13 protein-coding genes and 1 riboswitch are annotated in these 14,043 nt (G+C 35.9%); of the genes, 6 read left to right on the forward strand and 7 right to left on the reverse strand.

Annotated features, from left to right (window positions below; translation table 11 throughout):
- Nucleotides 1-3: 3 nt before the first annotated feature.
- A complete protein-coding gene (locus TE34_RS04585) occupies nt 4-1,380 on the reverse strand; it encodes an isochorismate synthase (RefSeq protein ID WP_047983652.1) in 1,377 nt (458 codons plus the stop codon).
- A 240-nt stretch (nt 1,381-1,620) separates the two neighbouring features.
- On the opposite strand from TE34_RS04585, the gene TE34_RS04590 reads away from it, so the two are divergent.
- Nucleotides 1,621-2,553 carry a 1,4-dihydroxy-2-naphthoate polyprenyltransferase gene (locus TE34_RS04590; RefSeq protein WP_157037576.1) on the forward strand — a complete coding sequence of 311 codons (933 nt, stop codon included), beginning with the start codon at nt 1,621-1,623 and terminating at the stop codon, nt 2,551-2,553.
- Between the two features lie 39 nt (nt 2,554-2,592).
- Nucleotides 2,593-2,979 (forward strand): PaaI family thioesterase, encoded by a 387-nt coding sequence (locus TE34_RS04595; protein WP_047983653.1) that lies wholly within the window; start codon nt 2,593-2,595, stop codon nt 2,977-2,979.
- A gap of 50 nt (nt 2,980-3,029) precedes the next feature.
- On the opposite strand, the gene TE34_RS04600 is transcribed toward TE34_RS04595, so the two are convergent.
- The 3 genes from TE34_RS04600 to TE34_RS04610 all read right to left on the reverse strand — a co-directional run bounded on the left by TE34_RS04600 (nt 3,030) and on the right by TE34_RS04610 (nt 5,730).
- On the reverse strand, nt 3,030-3,548 hold the full coding sequence (locus TE34_RS04600; protein WP_047983654.1) for a GrpB family protein: 519 nt from the start codon (nt 3,546-3,548) through the stop codon (nt 3,030-3,032).
- A 100-nt stretch (nt 3,549-3,648) separates the two neighbouring features.
- The gene (locus TE34_RS04605) at nt 3,649-4,221 is read right to left on the reverse strand and encodes an ECF transporter S component (RefSeq protein WP_047983655.1); all 573 of its coding nucleotides are present in this window, start codon (nt 4,219-4,221) and stop codon (nt 3,649-3,651) included.
- Between the two features lie 161 nt (nt 4,222-4,382).
- Nucleotides 4,383-4,526: riboswitch (FMN riboswitch) on the reverse strand.
- Between the two features lie 148 nt (nt 4,527-4,674).
- Nucleotides 4,675-5,730, reverse strand: a complete 1,056-nt coding sequence (locus TE34_RS04610; RefSeq protein ID WP_047983656.1) for a M20/M25/M40 family metallo-hydrolase — start codon at nt 5,728-5,730, stop codon at nt 4,675-4,677.
- 130 nt (nt 5,731-5,860) lie between these two features.
- Between TE34_RS04610 and TE34_RS04615 the strand changes: the two genes are divergently transcribed.
- The 4 genes from TE34_RS04615 to TE34_RS04630 all read left to right on the forward strand — a co-directional run bounded on the left by TE34_RS04615 (nt 5,861) and on the right by TE34_RS04630 (nt 9,449).
- On the forward strand, nt 5,861-6,415 hold the full coding sequence (locus TE34_RS04615; protein ID WP_047983657.1) for a thioredoxin family protein: 555 nt from the start codon (nt 5,861-5,863) through the stop codon (nt 6,413-6,415).
- Between the two features lie 97 nt (nt 6,416-6,512).
- Nucleotides 6,513-7,514: a potassium channel family protein gene (locus TE34_RS04620; protein WP_047983658.1), complete on the forward strand. Its 1,002-nt coding sequence runs from the start codon at nt 6,513-6,515 to the stop codon at nt 7,512-7,514.
- 78 nt (nt 7,515-7,592) lie between these two features.
- The gene (yugI, locus tag TE34_RS04625) at nt 7,593-7,964 is read left to right on the forward strand and encodes a S1 domain-containing post-transcriptional regulator GSP13 (RefSeq protein WP_047983659.1); all 372 of its coding nucleotides are present in this window, start codon (nt 7,593-7,595) and stop codon (nt 7,962-7,964) included.
- Nucleotides 7,965-8,099: 135 nt separating this feature from the next.
- Entirely contained in the window at nt 8,100-9,449 is a 1,350-nt protein-coding gene (locus TE34_RS04630; RefSeq protein WP_047983660.1) for a glucose-6-phosphate isomerase, read from the forward strand.
- Between the two features lie 251 nt (nt 9,450-9,700).
- Here the strand turns inward: TE34_RS04630 and TE34_RS04635 are convergent, their stop codons facing one another.
- The 3 genes from TE34_RS04635 to TE34_RS04645 are packed head-to-tail and all read right to left on the reverse strand — an operon-like array spanning nt 9,701 to nt 13,917.
- Nucleotides 9,701-10,801 (reverse strand): hypothetical protein, encoded by a 1,101-nt coding sequence (locus TE34_RS04635; RefSeq protein ID WP_047983661.1) that lies wholly within the window; start codon nt 10,799-10,801, stop codon nt 9,701-9,703.
- Between the two features lie 31 nt (nt 10,802-10,832).
- Complete coding sequence (locus TE34_RS04640; protein WP_047983662.1) at nt 10,833-11,786, reverse strand: sigma-70 family RNA polymerase sigma factor; 954 nt, start codon at nt 11,784-11,786, stop codon at nt 10,833-10,835.
- Between the two features lie 25 nt (nt 11,787-11,811).
- A complete protein-coding gene (locus tag TE34_RS04645) occupies nt 11,812-13,917 on the reverse strand; it encodes a sigma-70 RNA polymerase sigma factor region 4 domain-containing protein (RefSeq protein WP_047983663.1) in 2,106 nt (701 codons plus the stop codon).
- Nucleotides 13,918-14,043: the final 126 nt, after the last annotated feature.

Raw genomic sequence — 14,043 nt, forward strand, 5'->3', positions numbered from 1 at the left:
CTGTTATCCCCCTAGGACGTTTAACATCGGTAAAAATTTAATTCTCGTTTCTTCAAATTCCGCTTCAGGATCTGAATCCTTCACTACACCGCAACCAGCAAACAAAGACGCTTTATCCCCTTGAAGTAATGCCGAACGAATTGCAACAGCGAACTCACCATGCTGATTACTATCAATCCATCCAATTGGGGCTCCATACCAGCCTCTATCTAATAACTCTTGTTCACGAATAAAGGTTAACGCTTCTTCTCGTGGCTCTCCCCCTAAGGCGGGAGTAGGGTGTAGTTTTTGAACGACATCAAAGATGGACTGTTCTTCTTTAAATACCCCTCGCACAGGTGTATATAAATGCTGTAGATTTCTTAATTTATAAAGTACTGGATGTTCGGGCACATTTATTTCCTTGCAAAATTCTTCTAAAGATTGTTTAATCATTTGCACAACAAATTCATGTTCTTTACGATTTTTTACATCATGGAGTAACTTGTGCCCAAGCTCGTTATCCTCGGCTTCGTTCGTACCTCTTGGAGCCGTTCCAGCCAGACAAGTAGACAACAGTTCATTTCTTTCTACTTTCACTAACCGTTCTGGTGTCGCACCAACGAAACAGTCCTTTCCTTGTTCATAAGCAAAAATATAACTAGTCGGTTGTGATTCTAATAATTGGCGAAGAACACCTGATACTTGTACTTCTTCTGTGAATTTCAATCTTAGCTCACGAGCTAATACTACCTTTTTAGCTTGTCCCGAAGATATATGCTCGGTTGCTTTTCGAACAGTCTTCTTCCAGTTCTCCGGTTCTACTTCTTCTTTTTCCACGATAGTTGGGTTGTTGCTGACCAATTTATTATCTTTGAAGAGGTATTCCTCATTTTTTGTGAGCTCCTCACTAATCGCAACTGGGTCATCATTACTAGTAACATTAACGGTTACTGTTAAATATGCTCGTTCCTCATTCACCATTAACATAAATTGCGGGACTCGCAATTCATTGGAAGAAAAGTTTTGCCAAAGTCTAGTCTTCGATTTTAAAGGGTCAAAATCCATCCCACCTATAGAAACAATACCTGTACCTGATAATTGGTAAGGATTATTAATCACAGCCTGATTTAGTAAAGCATTCCACTTATCTTTCAAAAGATAAGGATTTTCCTCTCGAATAGAAAAAGCATTGCCTATTCCTACTAGAGTAAAGTTATCTATCGTACTTTTCCAATAAGAACGATTCATATGTAAATGGTAACCTGCTTCAAAAAACTGAAGAGGATCAACTTTATCTACTCTTTTTGTGAAACTAACTAGTCTTGATTTAGAGGGTTGTAAGCCTTGAATCACTTTTCTTAAAGTGGATTCAAGCGTTTCCTCTTTAACCTCTATCATTTAATTGCCCTCCGTTAGTACATAATAGTCCAACTTTATTCTATTCTTTTTTCCATAGTTTCTCAAGAAAACTACTATCTACTCATCAGCTTTATTGATTAATCTTCCAAAATAAGTATTATTATGACCCAAAATCGCTTCTTCATTTCAAAATTTATCTCTATTGTTGCTACTTCGTTGACACTCCCATTAATTTTGCCTAAACTTATAATGATATTGAAAGATAAGGGGATTACAATCATGGCAACAGATAAAGATCATATCAAAAAAGCCTTAAATGAACGTGATGGCTTTCAGGTATGGTGGCGATTACTCAGGCCACATACATTAACAGCATCATTTGTACCTGTATTTGTTGGTACGATGGTCGCATTAAACACAGATGGAATTAATATACTAGTATTTCTAGCAATGCTTATCGCTTCCATGCTCATTCAATCAGCTACCAATATGTTTAACGAATACTATGATTATGTTCGTGGACTCGATTCCGAGGAATCTGTTGGTATTGGAGGAACAATAGTACGCGATGGTATTCCCCCAAAAACTGTACTTCGACTAGCACTAATTTTTTATGGGATTGCACTTCTGCTAGGAATATATATTTGTATCGAATCTAGTTGGTGGATTGCTGTTATCGGACTAGTTTGTATGTTATTTGGTTACCTATATACAGGTGGTCCACTTCCAATAGCTACCACACCATTTGGTGAAGTATTCTCAGGATTTTTCATGGGTACGGTTATTATTGGAATTAGTTATTATATCCAAACAGGGACACTTAACAGTATCGTTATCTTTATTTCTATACCAGTAGCTGTTCTAATTGGCTGTATTATGTTCTCTAATAATCTTCGTGATTTAGATGGAGACGAAAAAGGTGGCCGTAAAACACTTGCAATATTATTAGGAAGAAAGAATGCGGTACGTTTTCTAGGAGTACTATTCTTTATTGCATTCTACTTTACGGCTTATTTAATTATCGTAGGATTTTTACCACTATATTCTCTTATTACGTTTATAGCAGTTATACCTGCCATCAAAGTTGTAAAAGGATTTAAAGGAAAAACAGAACCTTTAGAAATGATGCCTGCAATGGTTCTAACTGGAAAGACCAATTCAATTTATGGCTTTTTATTAGGAATTTCATTATTGATTAACTATTTCATCTAAGAACGAACACAAAATCATTTTAAATTAGGGGGAGTTCTGATGGAATTAAACAATACACTTATGGAATCACTTGGTATCGAATCTGTTTCTTTAGAAAAGGATTTAGTTGTCATGACTATGCCAGTAGATAAGCGGACTCACCAGCCACTAGGCTACCTTCACGGTGGAGCTAGTGTAGCACTTGCAGAATCAGCTGCAAGTATGGGAGCTTGCTTACATGTTGAACTAGAAAAGTATCATGTATTTGGGATTGAAATCAATGCCAACCATGTGAAAAGCAAACGCGACGGTGTCGTAACCGCTAAAGCTAAACCAGCTCATGTCGGTAAATCCTTTATGGTTTGGGAAGTAAATATTGTTGATGAAGAGGATAACCTAATCTGTATTTCAAGATGTACAGTTGGTGTTGTTCCGAAGAAAAAGTAATTTAAATTATGTATAAGACGCTTGGGGGCTGATCACTTCCAAGCGTTTCTTTATTGTTTCCGCGGCTTTTCCTGCCATAAAAGTGCTTGCTTCTCCATTTCCTTAACAAAGTCTCTCTTTGCAGGACTATAATCACTCGTATTTTCAAAACGTCGGGCCAGCGATTTCTTAAATTCACTATACTTTGCGACTGCCTCTGGATGACTCTTGAGGTAGTCTCGAAAAATTAAATGTCTATTTATTTCTGAGTGATTCAATGGGTAAAAGTGTATATGATGAGTTCTGTTTTCCCCACCCTTTCGAAATAATCTCCTTCCTTTAATCCCCCATTCTCCAGCAATATCATATCCTAGTGATGCCATGAGGTTATTAAATGAATCAACCTTATCAATGTCTTGAACGATACACATCATGTCGATAACAGGTTTTGCCTTCATTCCAGGCACGGAAGTACTACCAAAATGTTCACATCTAAGAATCTCCGCACCGAATATCTCTTTAAGAACATTTACCTCAGTATGAAACATTTCTGCCCAATCTTCATTATAATCTGAAAGGCGTATTTTCATTTCGCCATACCTCCTTTAATCATATAGTGTGTTAGATCTGCGTAAAAAAGACTACTATATTGTATGAAACAAAATAGTAGTCTTCTAAAGTAAGATTTAATTATACAAATTTAGCTTGTTGCTGCTCAATCCAACGACGCATTTTTATAAAGATAGGTACAAATAAAGCACCTACTATAATCCCTTTAATAATATTAAACGGCAAGATACCTATAACAACTGTTCCCAACTTAGCTGCGTGAGTCATATCTCCCCAACCCATCATTACTGAGTAAACTGGTAAGAGAATGAAATAGTTAAACACACCCATACCAACTGCCATAATGATCGTTCCAGTAACAAGGCCAGATACAATACTCTTTACATTTTTAAACTTATGATAAAGAATACCAATCGGTAATACGAGCAGGGCACCTGCTAAGAAGTTAGCTGTTACACCAACAATATCTCCCCCACCTATTGCTAAGTAAAGGACGTTTTTTACCGCAACTACAATTACACCAGCTAATGGTGAAAAAATAAGAGAAGCCATAATGGCAGGTACATCACTAAAGTCTACCTTCAAGTAGCTTGGTAATAAAGGGAGTGGGAAATTAATAAAGAATAATAATAACGAAACAGCTCCCAGTAAAGATAAAATAATAAGTCTTGCTAAATTAGATGATTTTTGCATCATCCATTCCTCCTTCATCTAGTTATCGATTCCAATCTCGTGATGAAGGATAGCCTTTTCCTACATAAGAAGAACCCTAAAGCCAGACCTAATCGGGGCTTTAGGGTTCGTTAAATTCATAGGAAATATAGGCACATATAATCATGTACCAATGCTCGGCTCGACATCTTCTCCCATCCAGACTTTAACTGTCGGTCCTGGATTTACACCAGGTCAACTGATTGATGAAGTTCAATCAGCTCACGGACTTAGAACGAATGTTCATTACCGTCGGTCGGGAATTGCACCCTGCCCCGAAGATGGAATCGATATTTTATTGTCAATTACTATTATACACACCATGCAATATTTTGAAAAGGGGTTTGTTTGAATTCGAGATATTTTTTTTGGAACCAATAAATACAAATAAAAAAGGTACCAGGGGGAATTCCCTGTCACCTTTACCTAAAACCATTAATCTAACGGGTTCAAGCTCTCCTCCCCGGTTAATTCACTTATCATTTCCACTAGTAGCTTTATTTCTTGATCAATGTCCTCAAGACTTGCTGTTTCTACTGGTGAGTGCATATAACGTAATGGTAATGATACTAGAGAAACTGGAACACCTCGGCCAGTATAACGCATTTTATCTGCATCTGTTCCTGTATGACGTGGTGTAAGTTCATACTGGACATCCATTTGAAGCTTCTTCGCAGTTTTTTCTAACAGCTCATTAATTTTTCGATTAATAGGAGCACCCTTAGCTAGTACTGGACCTTTCTCAAGTCGGACATCACCATGCTTATTTTTGTTTACACCTGGATAATCTGTTGCGAATGTAACATCACATGCAATTGCCATTGTGGGTTCAATTCCCGCTGCAGCAAAATACGCTCCACCCATGTTAGTCTCTTCGTTCACCGTACTCGCTGCATATACTCCTACCTGGCAACCTTTCTTCTTCAATTGTCTAAGGACCTCAGCAACAATAAATGCACCAGTACGGTTATCTAAGCCTCTACCTGAAACATAGCGATCCATTAGAATTTCTGGCTCTGTCTTATAAACAACCAGGTCTCCAATTTGCACAAACTGCTCTGCTTCCCCCTTTGTCCGGAATCCACAATCAATAAATAAATCCTCTAGATCAAACTCATTTTTCAAACCACCATGATGTTGGGCATTGACACCGATAACTCCAGTGACCGTTTTCACATAGCCAAGTACAGTCGTCTTCATTCCAACGGCCGCTTTTGGATTGATGCCACCCATTTTATCAAAATGTAAATAACCATTTTCATCAATACGATTAACAACAAGTGCAATTTCGTCGCAATGTCCAGCTAATAATACTTTAAATGGAGCATCCGGATTAAGAACACCAATCACATTCCCAGCGTTATCTGTCAACACCTCATCCGCAAATTCCTTATAATAATCTCGCATTTTTCTTTGTATCGCTACCTCATCACTAGATGGGGATGGAGTTTGTAGAAGATCTAGTAAAAAATCTCTATTTATTTTTTCCATATTTTAACAACCCTTCTTATATGTATCAATTAGTTTTATCATACCAAATTATAGAGTAAACGAGCACTTTTATTTACGTAAGATAGAATTATTATTAGAATTTAAGTAACAATTATTAGGAGGGCTCCACATGACTTTAAATGACTGGTTTGAAAAAGCTATGACTCATCAAGAATACATAGAAGAAATGGAAACACATAAAGAAAACCTACTCCATATCTATAATTCCTTTACTGCCCCTGAGGATACCGATTTCTTTAACAACCTTAAGGATAAGAAGTTACGAGTAATCGTATTAACAGAGGATTGGTGTGGAGATGCCATGATGAATACACCGATTCTACTTCACTTAGCCGAAAAAACAAATATGGAAGTACGTATGTTATTGCGCGATCAAAATCTAGAGTTAATGGATCAATACCTAACAAAAGGTAAATCACGCTCCATACCAATTTTCATTTTTATTGATACAGATGGAAACGAAGTAGCAAAGTGGGGACCTCGTGCTGAATACGTACAACAATTTGTTGATGAAATTCGAGCAGACTTACCAGATAAAGAAGCCGAAAACTATAAAGAAAAATTCAATGAAATGATTCAAACAATGACAGAAAGCTTTAGACAAGAAGAAAAGCTCTGGAACGAAGTCTATACTAGTCTTAAAAACACATTAATGAATATTTAAATTATAGAACCTATACCATACTGGTGTAGGTTCTTTTCTATAGTTCTAGGAAAAATGTACATACTAAATAAACACAGCTAATTAATTAGGTGAGAAAATGACACTCGAGATTTTTAAACATATTTACTTTCGGCTTCCAATTTTAATTCGGTTATTTTTAACCATACTGGTCGTCATGGTACTCTTTGGTACAATTATACATTTTATTGAACCAGAGCAGTTTCCGACTATTTTTGATGGAGTTTGGTGGGCAGTAGTGACAGGTGCGACCGTCGGCTATGGTGATTATGTCCCATTAACCACAGTAGGACGATTAATTGGGATTGTATTAATTCTAACTGGAGGGGGATTACTCACCTTTTATATTACACAATTTGCAGCCTCAACTGTACAACATGAAAACGATTTATCCCAAGGTAAAGTTGCTTATAAAGGAGAAAACCACATTATCTTAATCGGCTGGAATGAACGTACCCGGATACTGATGGATACCATTTTAAAAAAAGATCCTAAAGCTGAAATTGTACTCATTGATCAAACCCTTTCACAAATGTCTTATCGGCATTTTCCGATCCATTTTATTCATGGCGACCCAACTGATGATTATTTTCTCCAAAAGGCCAATATTCAAAAGGCAACTAAAGTTGTCATAAGTGGGGATAACCATAAGAATGAAAAGCAATCTGACAATCAGTCCATCCTAACAGTAGTTGCTGTTAGAGGGAACAATGAATTCATTCCGATTATCGTAGAAATCATGACGATGAATCAAGTGGATAACGCTGTTCGGGCGGGTGCCAGTACGATACTTCGCCCCAATGATTTTATGAGTGCCCTCCTTTATCAGGAAGTGTTTAAAAGCAGAGAGAAACCATTTGAAACGGTTATCCACCTGTTAAAAAAGCAGCAATTTCAGCACTTTAAAACACCAGCCAAATTTATTAACCAACCTTTTATAGAGGTTCTATATGAAATGAAACAGAAGAATCACCTCTTGCTTGGAATTTTGCGTGAAGAAGAATGGATTTTTAATCCAAGTCACGATTTCGTTATCAATGAGGATGACATATTAATTACATCCATACCATGGCAAACATAATATTTTTGCCCTAAACCAAAATGTATGGTAAAATTATTTATTGTGTGAAAAGAAACGAAGGTATAGGAGATGTTCAGCATGACAGATAAAATTGAAGTAGGACAGATTATTAACGGTAAAGTAACTGGAATTCAACCATATGGTGCATTTGTTGCACTTAATGATGAAGTTCAAGGATTAGTTCATATTTCTGAAGTAACTCACGGATTCGTGAAAGATCTTAATGAACACCTTTCAGTTGGTGATGAAGTGAAAGTTAAAGTATTAAATATTGATGAAGAAAAAAATAAAGTTTCTTTATCTATCCGTGCAACTGAGGAAGCACCTAAGAAACAAGCACCAAAGCCTCAAGCTAAGCAACCAGTTAGAACTGAAGACAACACTGCAGGTTTTAACACGCTTAAAGAAAAACTTGAAGAGTGGATCGAACAGTCAGAATTTAAGAACTAAAACTTTAGGAAAGAGAGGCTTCTCCCATCAACATTACCTTCACTGATAATATTGATAGGAGAAGCCTCTTCTTCTATGTATTTTTATAAATCTTAAACGGAAACTAATCTATAATGGCTATTAAAGGAGGACAATATGTCACATATACAATTTTCCTATCAGCATGCATTAGATTTTATTAATAAAGAAGAAATTGATAATTTATCTGAGTTTGTTACTGTTGCTCACCAAGCAATACATAATAAAACTGGCCCTGGAAATGATTTTTTAGGATGGGTTGATCTCCCAAAAAATTATGACAAGGAAGAATATACTCGAATCAAAACAAGTGCAGAAAAGATTCAGAAAGACTCTGATATCCTACTTGTAATTGGTATTGGGGGCTCTTATTTAGGGGCTAAAGCAGCACTGGAAATGTTAAATCATTCTTTCCAAAACATGCTTTCCAAAGAGCAACGAAAAGTTCCACAAATTATCTTTGTTGGCCATCATATGAGCTCTACTTACATGAAGGAGCTATTTGATGTTCTGGAAGGTAAAGACTTTTCAATCAATATTATTTCAAAAAGTGGTACAACTACAGAACCTGCTATAGCTTTCCGTATCTTTAAAAAGTACTTAGAAGACAAATATGGAATGGAAGAAGCAAAAACACGAATTTTTGCAACAACGGATAAAGCAAAAGGTGCTCTTAAAGGTGTTGCAGATGAAGCTGGATATGAGACCTTTGTCATCCCAGATGATGTTGGTGGCCGTTTCTCTGTCTTAACAGCAGTAGGATTATTGCCAATTGCTGTTAGTGGTATTAATATTGATGAAATGATGCAAGGTGCAGCAGATGCATTGGTTGATTTCAGTGAACCTTCTATGGAAAAAAATATTGCTTACCAATACGCAGCAGTTAGAAACGTTTTATACAACAAAGGAAAAACCATTGAAATGCTTGTGAACTACGAGCCGGCTTTACAGTACTTCTCCGAATGGTGGAAACAACTTTATGGCGAAAGTGAAGGAAAGGACCAAAAAGGTATCTATCCGACATCTGCTAATTTTTCAACAGATCTACATTCATTAGGTCAGTATATTCAAGATGGACGACGTGACTTGTTTGAAACTGTACTTCATGTGAACCAGTCTAAATTAGACTTGACGCTTGAAGAAGAAGAAAATAATTCGGATGGACTGAATTATCTTGCTGGTAAAACGATTCATGAAATTAACGATAAAGCCTACCAGGGTACATTGCTTGCTCATACGGATGGTGGCGTGCCTAACCTTATCATTAACGTACCGGCACTTGATGCCTATACATTCGGATATTTAGTTTACTTCTTTGAAAAAGCCTGTGCGTTAAGTGGATATTTATTAGGAGTAAATCCATTTGATCAACCTGGTGTAGAAGCATATAAGAAAAATATGTTTGCCTTGCTTGGCAAGCCAGGTTTTGAAGTAGAGAAGGAAGAACTAGAAAAACGGTTGAAATAATAAAAGAACGGGCTGGGACATAACGAATATATCTAATTAAAAGTCCGAATAATCCACTATACTAGCACCGGAAATATACGGAGACTCCTGCGGGGGGAAAGGCATCGGTGAGACCCCGCAAGAGCGTTAGCTCTGAGGAGGCTCACCAGCCGCCCGCGGAAAGCGGAGTATATTTCCGGTGCGGGTTATATGCACTATACAAGAATTATTCGGATAGTGTTTATTAGGAAACTTTTGTCCCAACCCCTTTTTTACTGTATTATTTTCCAAACACCAGCTTCTTTTACTAATTCTACAGAGATAATAATTTCTCGTTCCCAATTAACGAAGGATACCACTGCTGAATTATCAGACGTAAAGTCCGTCAACGCAATACCACCAACATTTCTAATCTCAAACCAATCATCAAATAGCTCTTCTTTTGGGCTTCTTGTTGAAAGCAAAGACGTAGAAGTATTGTTATCTTCTTTTTCATAGGAATATGCGTATAATGAAACGATTTCTAGAGGCTTAAGGTTAGTCAACAAATTAGAATCTAAACTACTACTGTAATCCCGATATGTTGCACCGGTATTACTTGTATAAGGCCAAGTACTAATCCTAATAATATCTTCATATTTCACGTTTTGGAATCTTTCATCGAAAAGAAATCTAAGATTGTCAGTAAAGATATAATCCCCATGTCTTCTCCACTCATTTTCTTCCCATTCAATTATAATGCTGTTTATAAATCCCCAATAAACGGAGTCAGGATGATTTTTAAGGAATTGCTGATATTCTTCTTTTTCCTGTTCAGTTACTGTCTCCAATCCATCCCAAGTCCTTAAATACTGATCAAGATAATTATCCATATACATGAATAATTCTCTTAATAAACCTTCATCATATTCCTCATAATGATTATCAATAAGTGATTCTAACTCTAATAAATAGTCATCCATTTCATGCCATTCCGACCAGTTTATGTTATTTTGCTTAGCGAAAAAATCCACAACACTAAGGTGAGCCTCACTAAATCCTTTTGATTTGAGCTTATGCATAAGTTCTTCATAGTCTGCTTTCACAGTAATATAGCCATACTCAGGTTCGCTAGCCAAATAATAACCTTGTTTATTTAGAATTTCTAAAAACTTCTTTAGTTCATCTGGACCATCATATTGTTCGGTATTGTCTAGCATTTCAACAAGTTTATCATACTCATTAGTAGGGATACCGCTAATGGTTCGTATTAGATAATCTTGGAATTCACCTTCATACATAGAATAGACGTGTAATAACGATATAAATGATTGAGCACTGATATCTTCAGGTTGGTCCAATTTTTCAATTGCAGACGACGGAAGAGTTAACATCGTATCAATATACCTCTTCGTTTCATCAAAATCAGTTACCTATATAAGAATCAGGATGTCGGCTTAACTCATTAATGGTTGATTCTACATTTGTAACAACCGGAAAACTACTAACATCCCCCAAGCCAATATCCGTTGCAAACACTTCAATGGCATGTTCTAAATATTCTTCTATTTCCTGGTCTAATTTATCATTAGTATCTTCAGGTTCTGTATTTACCTCTTTATCTACAACTGCTTCTTTCGCAGTTTGTTCTTGCTCCTGTGCCGCCTGATGTTTCAACTGCTTTTGTTCTTCTATATAATTGATAGAGAAAAGACTAAATAGAAATAATCCTATACCCCCTGCAATTGTAGGCAAAAGCTTCTTCCATCGTTGCGTTTTATCACCAACTTTAATGCTTATCATAATGTCTTGAGCGCTGATAAATTCTGGTAATCTATCGTATTCATATTTCAATTCTTGTAAGATATCAGACATAGATTTATCCAGATTGGGATTAAGAGCCTTCCTATACTTCTCATCAAGTTCCTTTTCCCCACGCTGTATCAGCTTGTTAATATTACCTTTAAGAATATTAGAAATCTCTTCCTTTGTCTCTCCATGTAAATGATGTAGGATAAGGGGAAATTTAACCTTCCAATCCATTTCACCTAATAGGTTCTGTATAGTGATATGTGTTTGTTTTTCTAGATAATAGCCATACTGGGTATCGGCATTAAGTACTTCACCTGTTCTTCTAGCTTTTTCTATCCTTTTGTCATAGGCCCTTAAAGACTGAACGGTAGTTTGATAGATAAATGTTTTTATCTCTTTATTCTCAAACTGCTGGATTTTCTGATAGGCATTTATAAAAGTTTGACGTACAACTTCTGGAATATCACTTGGAACGACCCCATATTGGAATACAAATGCTTCCACTAATGGCTTATACATGGTTACTATTTCCTTAATGTCATCCTGTTCTTTTTTATCTCTTTGCATTGATTCCCCCCCTTTGTATCGGTTGCTAGTTCTGAATAATTTTCCAAATCCCATTTTCTTTTTGTAAATGTATACTAGTTACGTTTATCAACTCCCAATTCGTTAAATGAACAATGGCTGTAGAATCGGATAGATATTCTGTTAAAGCGAAATTAGGAGCACTCTCCACTAAATCTAAATTATCTGCAAGAAATTCATTAGATAGTAAAGATAAATAGACATCCTCATCTTTCGAATAAGAATAATCATATAAAGAGACAATTTCAAATGGACTTAGTTCTTCTAATAAACTAGCATCTAAATTCTCTTTATATTTATCATATATCGGTATGGATCTAGTCTCTAATGGGTATGTATTAATCTCTTCAATATCTTCTGGCTTAACATACCCAATACGTTCATCAAAAAGAATTCTCACCATAATAGGATCGACAGCATTGACACTTTGCATCCATTCGCTAGCTTCCCAATGCTTAACCGCTTCGTTTACCATATCCCAATAGACTGAATCTGCATGCTCCTCTAGAAAGGTGTAGTAGACTTCTTGATCTTGTTCTTTTAGTGGTCTTGCAACTTCTGGACCTGCTAAAAATGCATAAAGCGCTTGATAAACATTGTATATTAACGAATCATAAAATGTCTCATCATATACATCTTTATAGTTTGTCAGTAATGACTCCAATTTTAAAAGAATGTCTATAGATTCTCTCCAACTATCACTTTCTAATCGACTATTTAGATAATAGCTGTTAATCTTTGGCGCTATTTCTACATATTCTATATACCCGTCATGATATCCTATTTGTGTGAGGTAATTTTTTAAGCGCTCATAGGAAAACTCAACTCTTAACCGGCTACTATCAGGATCTACCCATAACCCATAACCTTGTTGATTTAGAAGCACAATAAATTCCATTATTTCTTCTGGACCATCATAGTTTCCCGGATTGCCTTGCGACAACACAATAGCATCGTAATCATCCATTGGAATCTGATACTCCGTAAGAAGATCAAGTAAGTATTCTTGAAAGTCATATTCGTACATAGAGACAACATTAAGATATTCAGAAAAGGACTGTTCTGTATCCACATTATCTGGATGTAGTCTTTTCTCTATAACAGATGGTGGGGTTAACATCATATCGATATAATATTTGGAATCATCGTTTATGTAGTTAGAAGGACTATGTGTTTTGATATCTTCTAGTACTTGCTCCACTCTTTTCACCATTGGGAAATCATCTACATTTTCGACCCCAAAATCCATGGCAAGTCTTTCTTTTGCTTCTTCTAAATAATTCAGAATTTCCGGTTCTAAATCGCCAACTATTCCAACCTCTATAGATTCATCTGTTTCATTTTCTTGAGACTTAACTTGTTCTTCTATAGCGATGCGCTCTTTCTCTCCCTGTATGTAGGAAATTGAAAAAAAGGAAAATACAGCAAGTCCAATAATGCCACCAATAATAGGAAATGTTTTTCTCCATTTATGCTTTTGACCTAAAGTCTCCACATAACTCATAATTTCCTGTACATTACTAAATTCAGGTAATCGATCATATTCATATCTCATTTCACCCAATAAAATAGCCATATCTTTGTCATTAAATGACAGTGGGAAAGTAGTATCTACTTTTTTACATTTTTCATATAGAGTATCGGTACCCTGCTCTATTCTCATTTGTAAAGTTTCTGACTTCACGTTAAGTATTAATGAAATGTCTTCTACTGTACAAGCATGAAAGTAATAGTAAATAATTGGGAGTTTGTATTTATTAGATAACTCTCTTAAATAACCCTGGATAATCATATGTTCATGTTTTTCAAAGTAATAACTATAACGTTTGTATGATTCATTTTCACTTATTATATTTTTTTGTTTCCTCTGAAAATCCCTAATAGCTTTCTGTGTTTGTTGAAGAACAAGGAAAGTAAGTTGGCTAGGAACAAATTGGTCCATACTTCGGAGCAGATTATGAAAGGTCACCTTTACTATCTCTGGAATCCCCTCTCGTGCTATTCCAAATTGAAAAGCGAATTGTTCTACCATTGGCTTATATTTCGTTATGAATTGTCTTAATCCCTCTGCTTGATTTTGCCTAAATAATTGAATCATTTGCTCCTCATGCATTGCCATCCCCCTCGTTTCTCCTCTATATATGTAAACGTTTGTTTAGATAAAAAGTTTCATGATATCAAAAAAATTTAAGAAAATATGTTTAACTTTATGAAATCGGGGTAAACTTATAACGTAAGA

It is taken from the genome of Ornithinibacillus californiensis (assembly GCF_001038485.1).
Classification (GTDB): Bacteria; Bacillota; Bacilli; order Bacillales; family Amphibacillaceae; genus Ornithinibacillus; species Ornithinibacillus californiensis.

Bases quoted from the DNA above. Each gene is read 5' to 3' on its own strand.
- TE34_RS04585 (WP_047983652.1), bottom strand. From the start codon at position 1,380: ATGATAGAGGTTAAAGAGGAAACGCTTGAATCCACTTTAAGAAAAGTG.
- TE34_RS04590 (WP_157037576.1), top strand. From the start codon at position 1,621: ATGGCAACAGATAAAGATCATATCAAAAAAGCCTTAAATGAACGTGAT.
- TE34_RS04595 (WP_047983653.1), top strand. From the start codon at position 2,593: ATGGAATTAAACAATACACTTATGGAATCACTTGGTATCGAATCTGTT.
- TE34_RS04600 (WP_047983654.1), bottom strand. From the start codon at position 3,548: ATGAAAATACGCCTTTCAGATTATAATGAAGATTGGGCAGAAATGTTT.
- TE34_RS04605 (WP_047983655.1), bottom strand. From the start codon at position 4,221: ATGCAAAAATCATCTAATTTAGCAAGACTTATTATTTTATCTTTACTG.
- TE34_RS04610 (WP_047983656.1), bottom strand. From the start codon at position 5,730: ATGGAAAAAATAAATAGAGATTTTTTACTAGATCTTCTACAAACTCCA.
- TE34_RS04615 (WP_047983657.1), top strand. From the start codon at position 5,861: ATGACTTTAAATGACTGGTTTGAAAAAGCTATGACTCATCAAGAATAC.
- TE34_RS04620 (WP_047983658.1), top strand. From the start codon at position 6,513: ATGACACTCGAGATTTTTAAACATATTTACTTTCGGCTTCCAATTTTA.
- yugI (WP_047983659.1), top strand. From the start codon at position 7,593: ATGACAGATAAAATTGAAGTAGGACAGATTATTAACGGTAAAGTAACT.
- TE34_RS04630 (WP_047983660.1), top strand. From the start codon at position 8,100: ATGTCACATATACAATTTTCCTATCAGCATGCATTAGATTTTATTAAT.
- TE34_RS04635 (WP_047983661.1), bottom strand. From the start codon at position 10,801: ATGTTAACTCTTCCGTCGTCTGCAATTGAAAAATTGGACCAACCTGAA.
- TE34_RS04640 (WP_047983662.1), bottom strand. From the start codon at position 11,786: ATGCAAAGAGATAAAAAAGAACAGGATGACATTAAGGAAATAGTAACC.
- TE34_RS04645 (WP_047983663.1), bottom strand. From the start codon at position 13,917: ATGCATGAGGAGCAAATGATTCAATTATTTAGGCAAAATCAAGCAGAG.